The sequence below is a fragment of the Vibrio sp. RE86 genome (assembly GCF_013114545.1).
GTDB lineage: Bacteria > Pseudomonadota > Gammaproteobacteria > Enterobacterales > Vibrionaceae > Vibrio.
The window spans coordinates 20,241-32,692 of record NZ_VTXI01000027.1 but is presented as its reverse complement, the minus strand read 5'-3'; the positions used below and the strand labels follow the sequence as shown (position 1 = coordinate 32,692).

General features: G+C 44.6%; 15 protein-coding genes. 3 read left to right on the top strand and 12 right to left on the bottom strand.

Annotation, left to right across the window (positions count from 1 at the left end; genetic code table 11):
* Positions 1-71: 71 nt before the first annotated feature.
* Complete coding sequence (ftsY, locus tag F0231_RS19095) at positions 72-1,262, bottom strand: signal recognition particle-docking protein FtsY (RefSeq protein WP_171761284.1); 1,191 nt, start codon at positions 1,260-1,262, stop codon at positions 72-74.
* Between the two features lie 208 nt (positions 1,263-1,470).
* On the opposite strand from ftsY, the gene rsmD reads away from it, so the two are divergent.
* Together rsmD and F0231_RS19085 are read left to right on the top strand one after the other, a co-directional pair.
* The gene (rsmD, locus tag F0231_RS19090) at positions 1,471-2,070 is read left to right on the top strand and encodes a 16S rRNA (guanine(966)-N(2))-methyltransferase RsmD (protein WP_171761283.1); all 600 of its coding nucleotides are present in this window, start codon (positions 1,471-1,473) and stop codon (positions 2,068-2,070) included.
* A gap of 13 nt (positions 2,071-2,083) precedes the next feature.
* The gene (locus F0231_RS19085) at positions 2,084-2,353 is read left to right on the top strand and encodes a DUF1145 domain-containing protein (RefSeq protein ID WP_171761282.1); all 270 of its coding nucleotides are present in this window, start codon (positions 2,084-2,086) and stop codon (positions 2,351-2,353) included.
* A 47-nt stretch (positions 2,354-2,400) separates the two neighbouring features.
* On the opposite strand, the gene F0231_RS19080 is transcribed toward F0231_RS19085, so the two are convergent.
* The 4 genes from F0231_RS19080 to F0231_RS19065 form a co-directional block, all read right to left on the bottom strand.
* Entirely contained in the window at positions 2,401-2,985 is a 585-nt protein-coding gene (locus F0231_RS19080) for a YhgN family NAAT transporter (RefSeq protein ID WP_171761281.1), read from the bottom strand.
* Between the two features lie 132 nt (positions 2,986-3,117).
* Positions 3,118-3,354, bottom strand: a complete 237-nt coding sequence (locus tag F0231_RS19075) for a YecH family metal-binding protein (protein WP_171761280.1) — start codon at positions 3,352-3,354, stop codon at positions 3,118-3,120.
* A 62-nt stretch (positions 3,355-3,416) separates the two neighbouring features.
* The gene (locus F0231_RS19070; protein ID WP_171761279.1) at positions 3,417-4,040 is read right to left on the bottom strand and encodes a lysoplasmalogenase; all 624 of its coding nucleotides are present in this window, start codon (positions 4,038-4,040) and stop codon (positions 3,417-3,419) included.
* 927 nt (positions 4,041-4,967) lie between these two features.
* Positions 4,968-5,333, bottom strand: coding sequence for a DUF4145 domain-containing protein (locus F0231_RS19065; protein ID WP_171761278.1), 366 nt, complete (start codon positions 5,331-5,333; stop codon positions 4,968-4,970).
* 267 nt (positions 5,334-5,600) lie between these two features.
* Here F0231_RS19065 and F0231_RS19060 point away from each other — a divergent pair, with 267 nt between their 5' ends.
* The gene (locus F0231_RS19060; RefSeq protein WP_171761277.1) at positions 5,601-5,930 is read left to right on the top strand and encodes a DUF2500 domain-containing protein; all 330 of its coding nucleotides are present in this window, start codon (positions 5,601-5,603) and stop codon (positions 5,928-5,930) included.
* On the opposite strand, the gene F0231_RS19055 is transcribed toward F0231_RS19060, so the two are convergent.
* The 7 genes from F0231_RS19055 to rhtB all read right to left on the bottom strand — a co-directional run bounded on the left by F0231_RS19055 (position 5,927) and on the right by rhtB (position 12,382).
* Entirely contained in the window at positions 5,927-6,940 is a 1,014-nt protein-coding gene (locus F0231_RS19055; protein WP_171761276.1) for an acyltransferase, read from the bottom strand. The two genes, F0231_RS19060 and F0231_RS19055, sit on opposite strands and share 4 nt — an antisense overlap.
* 98 nt (positions 6,941-7,038) lie before the next feature.
* The gene (gene arsJ / locus F0231_RS19050; protein WP_171761275.1) at positions 7,039-8,259 is read right to left on the bottom strand and encodes an organoarsenical effux MFS transporter ArsJ; all 1,221 of its coding nucleotides are present in this window, start codon (positions 8,257-8,259) and stop codon (positions 7,039-7,041) included.
* A 253-nt stretch (positions 8,260-8,512) separates the two neighbouring features.
* Positions 8,513-9,004, bottom strand: coding sequence for a cyclin-dependent kinase inhibitor 3 family protein (locus tag F0231_RS19045; RefSeq protein WP_171761274.1), 492 nt, complete (start codon positions 9,002-9,004; stop codon positions 8,513-8,515).
* 13 nt (positions 9,005-9,017) lie between these two features.
* The gene (locus F0231_RS19040; protein ID WP_171761273.1) at positions 9,018-10,019 is read right to left on the bottom strand and encodes an ArsJ-associated glyceraldehyde-3-phosphate dehydrogenase; all 1,002 of its coding nucleotides are present in this window, start codon (positions 10,017-10,019) and stop codon (positions 9,018-9,020) included.
* 41 nt (positions 10,020-10,060) lie between these two features.
* Positions 10,061-10,402 carry a helix-turn-helix transcriptional regulator gene (locus F0231_RS19035; protein ID WP_171761272.1) on the bottom strand — a complete coding sequence of 114 codons (342 nt, stop codon included), beginning with the start codon at positions 10,400-10,402 and terminating at the stop codon, positions 10,061-10,063.
* A gap of 105 nt (positions 10,403-10,507) precedes the next feature.
* Positions 10,508-11,746: an EAL and HDOD domain-containing protein gene (locus F0231_RS19030; RefSeq protein WP_216612342.1), complete on the bottom strand. Its 1,239-nt coding sequence runs from the start codon at positions 11,744-11,746 to the stop codon at positions 10,508-10,510.
* Positions 11,747-11,764: 18 nt separating this feature from the next.
* Positions 11,765-12,382 carry a homoserine/homoserine lactone efflux protein gene (rhtB, locus tag F0231_RS19025; protein ID WP_171761271.1) on the bottom strand — a complete coding sequence of 206 codons (618 nt, stop codon included), beginning with the start codon at positions 12,380-12,382 and terminating at the stop codon, positions 11,765-11,767.
* Positions 12,383-12,452 lie beyond the last annotated feature (70 nt).

The following is a 12,452-nucleotide window of genomic DNA, read 5'->3' as shown; positions in this document are numbered from 1 at the left end:
CGTCTTAACAGTAGTTGTCGCCAAAAAGCCGCAGAGGTTTCACAACACTGCGGCTTTTAGTCTTATGGGTATTAGTCTTCTCGGCTAAATAGAGCGTCGATAAACTCTTGTGTTTCAAATGGACGCAGGTCATCAATGCCTTCACCCACACCAATATAGCGAATTGGAATTTGGAACTGATCCGCTAGCGCGAAGATCACACCACCTTTAGCTGTACCGTCTAACTTGGTTAGTGTAATACCCGTTAACGGTGCAACATCACTAAACAGTTTAGCTTGGCTAATGGCATTTTGACCGGTACCGGCATCAAGCGTCAGCATGATTTCATGCGGCGCAGAACCATCGACTTTCTGCATCACGCGGACAATCTTGCGCAGCTCTTCCATTAGGTTCGCTTTGTTTTGTAAGCGACCCGCTGTATCAGCAATAACAACATCCACACCTTTTGCTTTCGCCGATTCAATCGCATCATAAATAACCGATGCACTGTCAGCACCAGTATGCTGAGCCACAACCGGAACATTGTTACGTTCACCCCAAACTTGCAGCTGCTCTACAGCTGCAGCGCGGAAAGTATCACCCGCAGCAAGCATCACTTTCTTACCTTCAGCTTGGAACTGTTTGGCAAGTTTACCAATCGTGGTTGTTTTACCGACACCATTTACGCCAACCATTAAGATCACGTAAGGTGTTTTTGTCGTATCCACTTCAAGCGGCTTTTCTACCGTTGATAAGATCTCGGCCATCTCTTCTTTTAGTAGACCATACAAAGCTTCACCATCTTTCAGATCTTGGCGAGACGCTTTCTCTGTCAGGTTATTAATGATTTTTAATGTGGTATCCATGCCCACATCGGCAATCAGTAACTGTTCTTCAAGCTCTTCAAACAGCTCATCATCAATTTCTTTGCCTTTGAACAAACCAAAGAAACCTGCGCCAATATTCGCTTTTGTGCGTGCCAAGCTACGCTTTAAGCGAGCGAAGAAGCTTTCGGTTGGCTTCTCTTGCTCTGCCACTCTTGGCTGCTGAGGCTCCACCACCTCTTGAGGCGTTTCTTCGATTACTTCTGCTTCTGCTTCTGCTTCTGCTTCTGCTTCTGCAGGTTGAGCTTTAACTTCTTCGACGGTCTCTTCAACAACTTCAGTGTCTTGTTGCTGTGTACCAGTCTCAATCTGTTCTTTTTCTTCTACGGATTGTTTTGCTTGTTCTTCATCGCCAAAACCAAGCCAAGAGAGTAATCCGCGCTTCTTTTTTTCCGTCATCTGGGGCTATCCTAGATCGTCTTAATTTAATCAGACTCTTTTCTGTGGGTATTATCCCGACTCAGAAAAGATAAATGACAACAAAGTGAAAAGTTTTCACTACTAGAGTGATGGTATACACTTTGGCATCAACAAATTTGGGCTGTACTCAGGGCTTAACTGCTGAGCGACTGGGTATAGTATCACTTTATTAGCGGTCAAAAAATCTATGGTAAGACGTCGCCAGCAAAACACATCACAAAAAAAGCCATCAACAGGCTTTGTTCGTATTATTAGCGGCTTATGGAGAGGAAGAAAACTGCCTGTTCATGATGCCGAAGGTCTTAGACCAACCACTGACCGTGTCAAAGAGACGCTGTTTAACTGGCTTGCGCAAGATGTGCCACGTGCAAAATGCCTAGACTTGTTTGCAGGTTCAGGTGGTTTGGGCTTTGAAGCGGCTTCTCGCCAAGCTGAAATGGTCACTTTGCTTGAGCTAAACCCACAAGCCTTCAAACAGCTGCAAACCAATATCGCCTCACTTAAAGGCGATAACTTACAAGCCATCAACACTGATGCGCTGAGTTACTTAAAGCAGCCGGGAACACCTCATCACGTTGTCTTTATCGATCCTCCTTTTCGTAAAGGTCTGCTCGATGAAGCCGTTGAGCTCTTGGAAAGCAATGGGTGGCTCGCTGATGACGCTATGATTTATATTGAAACAGAAAAAGAGTTGGCTTTAGGCTCCATTCCAGCACACTGGCACCTGCATAGAGAGAAGACCGCGGGTCAAGTCTGTTACCGACTGTTTGAGCGACAACAACATTAATAAGGAAGTCGTAATGAAAGCATTACTTTTACTGGCAAAAGCAGCGATTGGCTTCGTTTGGTTTATTTTGCTGTTTAACATCTTTATGCCGTTCCCAGGCAATGCCGCCATCGCACTTTACATCATGGCAGCTTTTCTCTTTTTCATGCATGGCTTACAGATGCTTATTTTCATCGGCGCTTTTGGTGACAAGATTGATATGAGCAAATGGGAAAAGTGGTCGATACTCATATTTGGTATCTTCGCCCTACTCGATATTCGTCGTAAGTACATGATGAAATAAACAAAAACGCCGCTCTACTGTAGAGCGGCGTTTTTTATTGATTCTACTTACATCAAATAGCTCTTAACCCCATCAAGGAACATTTGGGTCGAAATCATTATCAGCAATAAGCCCATCAATCTTTCAACCGCTTTAAGGCCGCGTTCACCCAAGATTCGGTGGAAGAAGTTATAGAACATCAAAATAAAGAATGTCGCGCCCCATGCCAGCATCACAGCACCTGAAAGCTCTAATAGATTGTCTGGGTGCTGACTCGAGAGTAGCAAAATCGCTGCAATCACAGATGGGCCTGCAATCATTGGAATTGCCATTGGTACAAAGAAAGGTTCTTCGCCTGCTGCTAGGCCAACAATGCTACCGCCACTTGGGAAAATCATCTTAATCGCGATGATAAACAGGATGATACCTCCCGAGATACTCAAGGTTTCAGGCTGAACATGAAGGAAGTTAAGAATGTTCTTACCCGCAAATAAGAACAACAGCAAAATGCCCAGAGCAAAACAGAGCTCGCGAATCAAAACGATACGTCGACGCTTTGGATCTAGGTGCTTCAAGATCGATAGGACGATAGGTAGATTGCCAAGCGGATCCATGATCAGAAAGAGCATGGTCGCGGCAGAAAGAATGTCCATGTATAAAGCCTCCAGAAACGTTATATATCGAGCGCAGAAAAAAGTCGGCGAAGTATAACAATCTCATCCTACGATTTGGAGGCGTTAAGAAAATTAATCTCTACGAGAACGCAAGTGGCATCGCTATATCAATTAATGGCTGCAAACACGCTCGGCATTAACACGCCAAATACCCTCTTCCACAATCACTTTTTCACGCTCAAGAAAAAACGCTAACAAGCTATCAAGCGTGAAACCGTCACACTTACAAGTACGAAAGCGTGCACCATCACCAAACGTATCGTTCACCGCACTGCCCAATTCTTCTTTAGACATTGGACGCTCTCTCAATAAGTTTAGAACCTTATGGGCATGAATTTCAGTCGACATAAAATATCCTCTCAAAGACCTATGAAGAGAGGATATCGAACAACAAGAAATTTTCTTTGATTTTAGATAACCAGAGAGGCCGTAATAAAACTATGCGCTAGCAGATAACTGCCAGAGATAAGGTAACGCCCTTTGCAGATCGGGTAACGGTAGTCATGAATCGCTAACAAAATAGCGGATAAGGTCAGAGTCATCGTCCCGACAAAACCCAACGCACTCGCGATGCCACCGTTAAGTAGCCAAACTTCACCAGCCGCCCAATTTAGTTGTAGCAGGACCATCCCCATCATCACGACAGGAAAGATAAGTCGATCAATTTTAGGCAGAAGCAAGAAAAAGCCAACAACGCCAATACCGAGTAACATCGCAGGTAGCCACCAGACGATATCCCCAGACAGTTCGCACCAAAAAGCGGCGCTGTAGCTCAGTTGTGCAGCAATAAAACCAGCAAAGCAAAGCTTGAGGTGTTTCTTAGCAATATAAAGCCCATCAGCGACCATAGAGATCACCAAGCCTACTGTGACCCACCATATCGCCATGTCTGCTTTTGGCGTTTGGCTCCACAGCATGACCACTAGCATGACTAGGGACATCGTTTTAAACACGACAGCTTGTTTTACATGATTACTTTCATTCGCGGAAATACTGATATACCCAGATAAGGCAACCGATAGCCAGCTCCACATTCGAACACCTCAATAAAAATTGAGCTGCTAGTGTAGGCAGCAAGTAAAAGATGTCTACTGTAAGGAGGCAAAACTTGGATCTTGATATGACTTATTAGATCTCACAATGGAAGTTGCTAACCAAAGGGACCGACAGGACGCATCAGCAATAGAATGATAAACAAGTGATTAACTAGACTTTACCCTCCGTGGTAATAACCAACAGGAAAAATCCAATAAAACAAGAATATCCCACCATCAATAATGAACAAAGTCATAATTAAAACAATAACTTACGATCAAACAAAGAATGAATAAAAATAGACCAATTTAAATTTAACCTATAAATTTCATATAACCTTAGCAAGCATCGCTCAAAAACCTCCTCTTTCATTGGCATTCGATAAAATAAGGAAAGCAAAATAAAGATCTAAAGCCACAGTGAGCCACCTAAACATCAAAAACCAAACAAATCATTATTTAACAAAATAAAAACACACACAAAATTCAAACAAAACAATGACTTGAAATGAAATCACACCAAAATAAGATTAACAAACAGTCAATCCTAATTTTATAAGAACAAGAAAAGCTGTTCATTAAAGGTCATTTTAATGTCAGAAAACCTGTACTTTTAGAGCTTAGAGAACAAATAGCTTGATCAAGTTAGTAAAATACTGCTATTCTAATACCCATAAGATAAAACATCATATTAAAGGAGCAGTGCTATGATTTCTTCTTCACAAAAACAAGGACTTGTAATGATCGCAGTAGTCGTAGGCTTAATGACACTGCCGATGATGTACTAAGTCAAAATCGAAAAACAAAAAGGGACGCAGCTGCGTCCCTTTTTGTTTTAAAGCCTACCAATTGTGATTTTTGATTTAAAAATCAACCGTATGTCTAATTATGACACAGGTATTCAAAGCGCTAGTTTTAACGCTTTGACTAAAGGTGCTTAGACAACACGTCCCAATGCGCATAATAGAACAGAAGCGCTGCAAGAGTAATCAAGGTCATTAAGGTGATGGCTGCACGCCAAATAAAGCGATTACTTCTCGGGGTTAGCTCTTTTTCACACTCATCACATGTGGTCAAAAAATCTTTTCGGCTATCTAGCTTGTAATCATCCTCATGGACAATCTTATTACGAATGGTCGCGATGTATCTCAGCTTACCGATCACATCATGAGGCAAGCGTTCCTCACAACTGGTAATCAGTTGGTGTAATCCTTTCCCATCAGCATGATACTGGGTGCGGAGAAGCTTCTCGATACGACGGGTTCGCACAACCACTTTCTCAATATCTGACATAGTTTCCCTCCATCGCTAGTTAGTTTAGCGGTATTTGGCCCTACTTCTATCTACTCTCCCACTTTTTCTCTAAGTTGCAAGTAAATTTGTGCAGAAGAATCAATAGTTAAACTCAAGCTCTCATAATTATCGAAGCGCCATTTATCGTGATATGACTCGAAGAAATATCCGTTACTGTGCGTTTTATTTTTACAGCAAGACTCATACCCAGAATCACAAATAGAATCAGGCTAAAATAAAAAGACAATTGAGAAGAGAACTTCAAGCATGCCTGTATCCCTATTTATCGCCATTGTGATTTGTTGCCTTGCCAGTGGTTGGGCTTTTGTCCATTTCTACCGAAAACACATCCAAGGAGAGAACGCACCAGAGCAAACCGCTGATGTCACCATCTTAGATAAGCAATCAATCGATGTGGAAGATGTGCAGCCAGGACAAGAGGATCAGGAGTATTGGATTTATGTGCAGAAAGGACGACTTGGCCCAAAACGCGAGTTCCAAGTCGGAATCCATTACTTTCACGCTTTAAACCCTGGAGATCAAGGTACCCTAACCTACCAAGGTGATAAGTTCTTACACTTTGCGATGAAGCGCTAAGGCAACAGCCAGCGTGTTTTGGCCGATTTGGCCAGTAAACTACTCAGCATAAGTGCCCCACCGCCGCTTAGAACAATCCACACAGGAATAACCCAAGCAGGATGCCCCTGATACCAACCAAATTCTTTCATCGGCCATAAAAAGATAGGGTGCAAGATATAGATCCCTAGACTGTGCTGGCTGATAAAACCCACTACTTTATTGGCCTGAGACGATAGCCCTTCACCGAAATAACGACACAGCATAAAGATCATACTCGCCGCAAAAATCACGTTCAGGGTTTTGTATGAGAGCCAGCGCCCTACTGTATATTGCTCGGCTGCAACGCTATTAGTGATCACCATGTACGCCGTGATAAACAGAGCCACCCCGCCAAGCAGTGCAAATAAAGACACCATGCCTTTGGTTAAAGGCACGCGCTGATACAGTAAGTAACCTAAAGGTAAGTACCCACTATAGAGCCAAAGCTCATTGCTCCATGGGCCATCTATCTTCATCAAGTACAGAAGTGAAGTGAGTAACCACACAGCCACAAACGCATAAAGTGCGCTTGGCCCTGATTGCTTGACCACAAACTGAAACAATGGAATTACAAAATAGAGTGGGATGAAGTAATAGAAGAAACCTAGGTGGTAATAGGTCGCATGACTTGGGCTTTCCGCAAGAACTTCAGAGGTGATTGAATAATCATACCCTGTCGCAGTCAGGCCGGAGAGTAGTGCATAGAAAAGAGACCAGATCAGAAAAGGGACAAGCACCTTACCTAGGCGGCGTTTGACGTAATACTTGGCATCAAACGGCCTTGTATCACTCAGCATTAGTGCGCCAGTAATCAAGATAAAGACGGGAACTGCCCAGCGTGTAACGCTATTCACCCCAACTGCTGTTGCCCATTCACCAAAAGGGATAACACCCAGTTCATGTCGATAAGGCGCCAATACATGAATCGCTATAACAGCCACTGCGGCAACACAACGAAGCAAATCGAAAAATAGAACTCTTTCTCTCATACTGACACCTTTATTCAATAACCTATTGAATATAGCAATAAAAAAGCTGACCGAGTGTTAAACTTGGTCAGCTTTTAGTCAATAATAGAAAGAGTCACTTACGCTGTGGCAGCTTGTTTCACCTTCGGCAACTTAATCGAGATCAGCGTTGTTAGAGCCAAGAAAGCAAATGATACCCACAAGCAAGCCGCCAAGCCTGCCATCTGGAACACCCATCCAGACAAAATCGTACCAATCAAGCGACCCATCGCATTGGCCATATAGTAGAAGCCGACATCCAACGACACGCCATCACCCTTGGCATAACTTACGATTAAGTAAGAGTGCAGTGATGAGTTCACGGCAAAGATAGCACCAAACAGCATTAGACCGCCGATGATGACAAGCTCTGGCTGCCAACCAATTTGGACTGCGTAAGCGATACCTGCAGTCACTAATGCTAGACCACCAGCCCACAACAACGCAGCATGACCATCAGGAACTTTACCCTGCGCCTTACCAGTGATCTTAGGTGCAATACCCTGCACAAAACCGTAAGCGATAGTCCAAGCGGCTAGGAAGCCACCCACCATTGAGTGATCCCATCCAAATACGCTTCCTAAATAGATAGGAAGAGCAATCACAAACCATACATCACGAGCACCAAACAGGAACATACGCGCTGCAGATAAGATGTTGATGGATTCAGACTTCGAGAACAGCTGACTAAATTTAGGCTTGGTTTTCGCCTTACCCATGTCCGCTTCAAGGCTCAGTAAGCTGCCGATGAAGACCAATGTTAGTACACCCGCCATCGCTAACACGGCATATTTGAAACCAATTAGAGACAGTAACAGACCACCGACGAAGAAACCTGCGCCCTTAAGTGCATTTTTAGAGCCGGTAAGAATCGCAATCCACTTATAAAGAGCGCCTTGCTGCTCGTCAGGCACCAGAGTCTTGATTGAGCTTTTCGCACTCATCTTATTCAGGTCTTTCGCAATACCCGACAAAGCCTGTGCCGCCATCACCCAAGGAATAGTCAGCATCGCACTTGGTACCGCAAGCATTGCCAATGCAACAATCTGCATCCCAAGCCCGAGGTTCATGGTTTTATTCAGGCCAAGACGCGCTCCTAGCCAGCCACCTACTAAGTTAGTCACCACACCGAAGAATTCATAGAAAAGGAACAGCGAGGCGATCTCTAGTGAACTGTAACCAAGACCATAAAAGTGCAGTACCACCAGCATACGCAACGCACCGTCAGTGATGGTGAAGTTCCAGTAGTTGAATGTCACCAACATATATTGGCGGACGCTTTTACTTAGGTTTGAGAACATATCAAATCTCTGGGTTCTATAAGGTATCGAGATGCAAACTAAAAGAGCTTTTGGCATCCCTAGCTACAAACGAGCGAGTGTCCAAAAGCTCTGATTCCTTACTTCCTCTTAACTCGTAATCGAAATAATTGGAGCTGCAGCTAGGCAACAAGCATGTTCAGCCCTATGAGCATAGATCTTCTATGTGATTAGGGCGCCCGGCGTTCCGGTGAACTTGCGCAATTAACAACGCTGCAGATTCAAGTATGAAGAGCTACGCAGAAGCAACACCGTTGATGTAATCAACCTGAACTGGCTTAGTAAAAGCACCTGGACGAAGTGCTTGAACTTCTTGGATGATCTTGTCTAAATCCCAGCCTTTCTCTAGCAGTAAATGCGCAGCGAATAGACCTGTACGACCTGACCCGCCCATGCAATGCATTGCGACGTTTGCGCCGTTATCTACAATCTTATGTAGTTCTGGGCTTGCTGCTTGCCATTTCGCTGTAAACTCCGCACCTGGAGCACGGTCGTCTTCGATTTCGATCTGGAACCACTGCATACCTAATGCACGAGTTTTTTCGCCAAGTGCCGCAACGTCTTTGCTTGCAAGCTCTGCATCATCAAGAGCAGTCACGATAGCTTCAACACCTTGCGCTTTAAGCTGCGCGAGTGATGAATCTAGATCCGCTTCTTTTGTGCCTGGGCACGGCGTTAGGATAAGTGCACCTTTCTCAAGGTCTAGTTGCCAAGTTGGATGTGTCATCGTCGTATTCCCCTTATACCAAACCTACTTTACGAACTAGCTCAGCTGTACGTGTCGCGTAACCCATTTCGTTGTCGTACCAAGCGTAGATCTTAACCATACGCTTACCCACCAGCATAGTAGACAGTGCATCAACGATTGTAGAGCGTTGGTCACCTTTGTAGTCGATAGACACAAGTGGACGCTCTTCAAAACCAAGAATGCCTTTTAGCTCGTTCTCAGATGCTTCTTTCAGTAGTGCGTTGACTTCTTCTGCTGTCGTGTCTTGTTTTACTTCGAAGATGATGTCAGTAAGAGACGCGTTTGCTAGCGGTACACGTACTGCGTGGCCGTTGATGCGGTTTTCTAGCTCAGGGAAGATCTCAACAATCGCCTTAGCAGAGCCTGTTGTTGTTGGGATTAGGCTCATACCACAAGCACGTGCACGACGTAGGTCTTTGTGCGGCGCGTCTAGGATAGTTTGCGTGTTAGTTAGGTCATGAATTGTCGTGAATGACGCGTTCTCGATACCAAGCTTCTCGTTGATCACTTTCACTACTGGAGCGATACAGTTAGTGGTACAAGATGCTGCTGTCACGATCTTGTGTACCGCAGGGTCAAAGATTTCATCGTTAACGCCCACCACGATGTTCGCTACGCCGTCTTCTTTAACAGGGGCAGAAACCACAACACGTTTCACGCCTTGCTCTAGGTATTTGTTTAGGAAAGAAGTCTTACGGTGAACGCCTGTTGCTTCAATCACAACATCACAGCCAGACCAGTCGATAGCGTCAATATCACGCTCTTGCGTTGTTTTAATACGCTGACCGTTGATGATCATCTCATCACCTTCAGCTTTTACTTCATGGTGCCAGCGACCTTGAACTGAATCGAACTCTAGAAGGTGTGCAAGTGTTGTTGTATCACCTGCAACATCGTTAATCTGTACAAACTCTAGCTCTTCCCAATCAAAAGCTGCGCGAAGTGCTAGACGGCCGATACGGCCAAAACCATTAATACCTACTTTAACTGTCATTTTCATTTCTCTCAGTTAGTGGTGAATCTAAAAATATTCGATTAAACGCAGCATTGAGGGCGCGAAGTCATCGCTTCTAGGCGCTCAATGTCTTGCTGATATTCGGTTTTCAAACAGTTCGATGCGATAAGGTCGTCAATTAACTTTAGCATCCAACCTGGTAAATCTTTGGACAAGCGGTAGAACACCCATTGCCCCTGACGTACGTCCGTTAGGATCCCGTTTGAGCGCAACTGCGCTAAGTGACGAGAGACTTTTGGCTGACTCTCTTGCAGTGCTTCAGTTAGCTCACCGACAGATAGACACTCCTGACGTACAATCAGCATTAAACAGCGTACTCGAGTTTCATCGGACAATAATTTAAAGAATTGGTGAGGAAGCATACTTACATTCTCATATATGGATATACAGATATATTAAATCAAATAACATATACGTCAATCCATATATGTGCATTGTCATAAAAGTTTAATAGAAGAGAGTTGCGATCAGATGATGGTGTTGAGCTCTTGGCTCCAGCGCTGCGCTTGAGAAATACGCGGCAAGACGTCATCCACAGATAAGTTCAAGTTCTTACATGTGCTCACCACACCTTGCCAATCTGCGTTTTCAAAGCACTCTTCAAGCTGAAGAAGCTGGCCATAAGGGCCTTCTCGCTTAAGCAGGGCGACTTTAATTGATGGGCAAAGTGGCAACTGATCCACCAGCTGCTCCAGTGATACATCAAGCAGCGCATCGAGTAATGAAAATAGACCGATTAAAAACGCCTGGTCTCGGTATTCACTAAATGGATTATCACGAGCCATCAGTAGAAAAAACTGAGCACGCTGTAAAGAGAGAGTGTAGAGCTCTTTGGGTTTGCTGGCAGACACAAACGAGGCAACGGCTAGCGAGACAAACATCTTCAATTTGTCTTGGCCCAAATAAACTAAGGCTTGGCGAAACGACGAAATCGGCACTTCTAACCTATCCGACATGGTGTTTACAAAGCGCAGCAGCTTGTAGGACAAAGCAACATCCTTTGCCACAATCACTTCTACTTTCTCAAAGTCTACCTCTGGTCGGCATACCTCTTTGAACAGCTCCATTGCGATTAACTGCTCTGGGCTCAAGTAACGCTGACGCACCACTTCAGGTTTACTGAAGAAGTAGCCCTGAAAGAAGCTAAAGCCCGCTGCACGCGTGGCCAAGTATTCGGCTTCCGTTTCAACACGTTCGGCCAAGAACTTACGCTTACTGCTTTTTGATTTAAGTGTTTTCACCATCTCGCACGCTTGCTCTACACCCACCGCCATAATGTCAATTTTGACGATATGGACAAAGGGTAAAAAGCGCTCCCACTCGGGTGAATAGATGAAGTCATCCAGTGCAATCAAATAACCACTCGCATAAAGCTGTTTGATTGCCGCCAGTAGCTCATCATTTGGGGTGCAGGTTTCTAGCACCTCGACCACAATGCGCTCTTTCGGCAATGAAAGAGGCAACATTCTGACAAGGCTTTCGTGAGGAAAATTAATGAAGCATCTCGAAGAGGCTAAGCCTGGATTGGTACCAACCGATAGGAAGTTCTCGACAATCAGACGATACGTCGCTCGGTTGGAATCAATATAGGCAGGGTAAGCGTTCTTTTCGCCGTCACGAAACAGCAACTCATAACCAAGGGTTTGTCGCTTCGCATTCAAGATAGGTTGGCGAGCAACGTAGGTCTCTTTGATTCGTTGTGGCATCGTGTTGGTCTAAATCTCTTAAGCTTTTGCAGCAGCAAGCAAAGCACCACAACCCATGAACATGGAGCCGAAGACTTTGTTTATTTTAGACATGATCTTATCTGAACGGATAAAACGCCCCATTTGTGCCGCCAAACTGGTGTAGCCCAGCATTACAATCGAATCAATCACGACTGTCGTTGCACCTAGTACCAATAACTGTGTGACTTGATCTTTAGCGGGATCGATAAACTGCGGAAATAACGCCACAAGGAATACAATAGACTTAGGGTTAGTTAAGTTAATCAATATAGCGTTACGCATGAGATTCGCACTTGATAACTGCACCTCAGTTTCAGCGGTAGCAAGACTCGAGTGATCACGCCATTTCTGAATACCCAGCCAAACAAGATAGGCAGCACCGACCCATTTAATCACACTAAACGCGAACGCAGACTGCGCGACTAAGGCACCAATACCCGCGCCCACCAGCATGATATGGATAGCCAGTCCGACTTGCAGACCAGCTATCGCGGCAAGAGAGCGTCGCGTGCCGTAACTCAAACCATTACTGATTGAATTGACGGTACCAGAGCCAGGTGCAAGGCTAAAAACTATCGCAGTTACCACATAAGCGAGCCAAACATGCATATCCATAACTATTTCCTCTCGACTAAAACTCACTAGCCACACATAATCTATTTTGTCGCACAACTGAAACGATAAT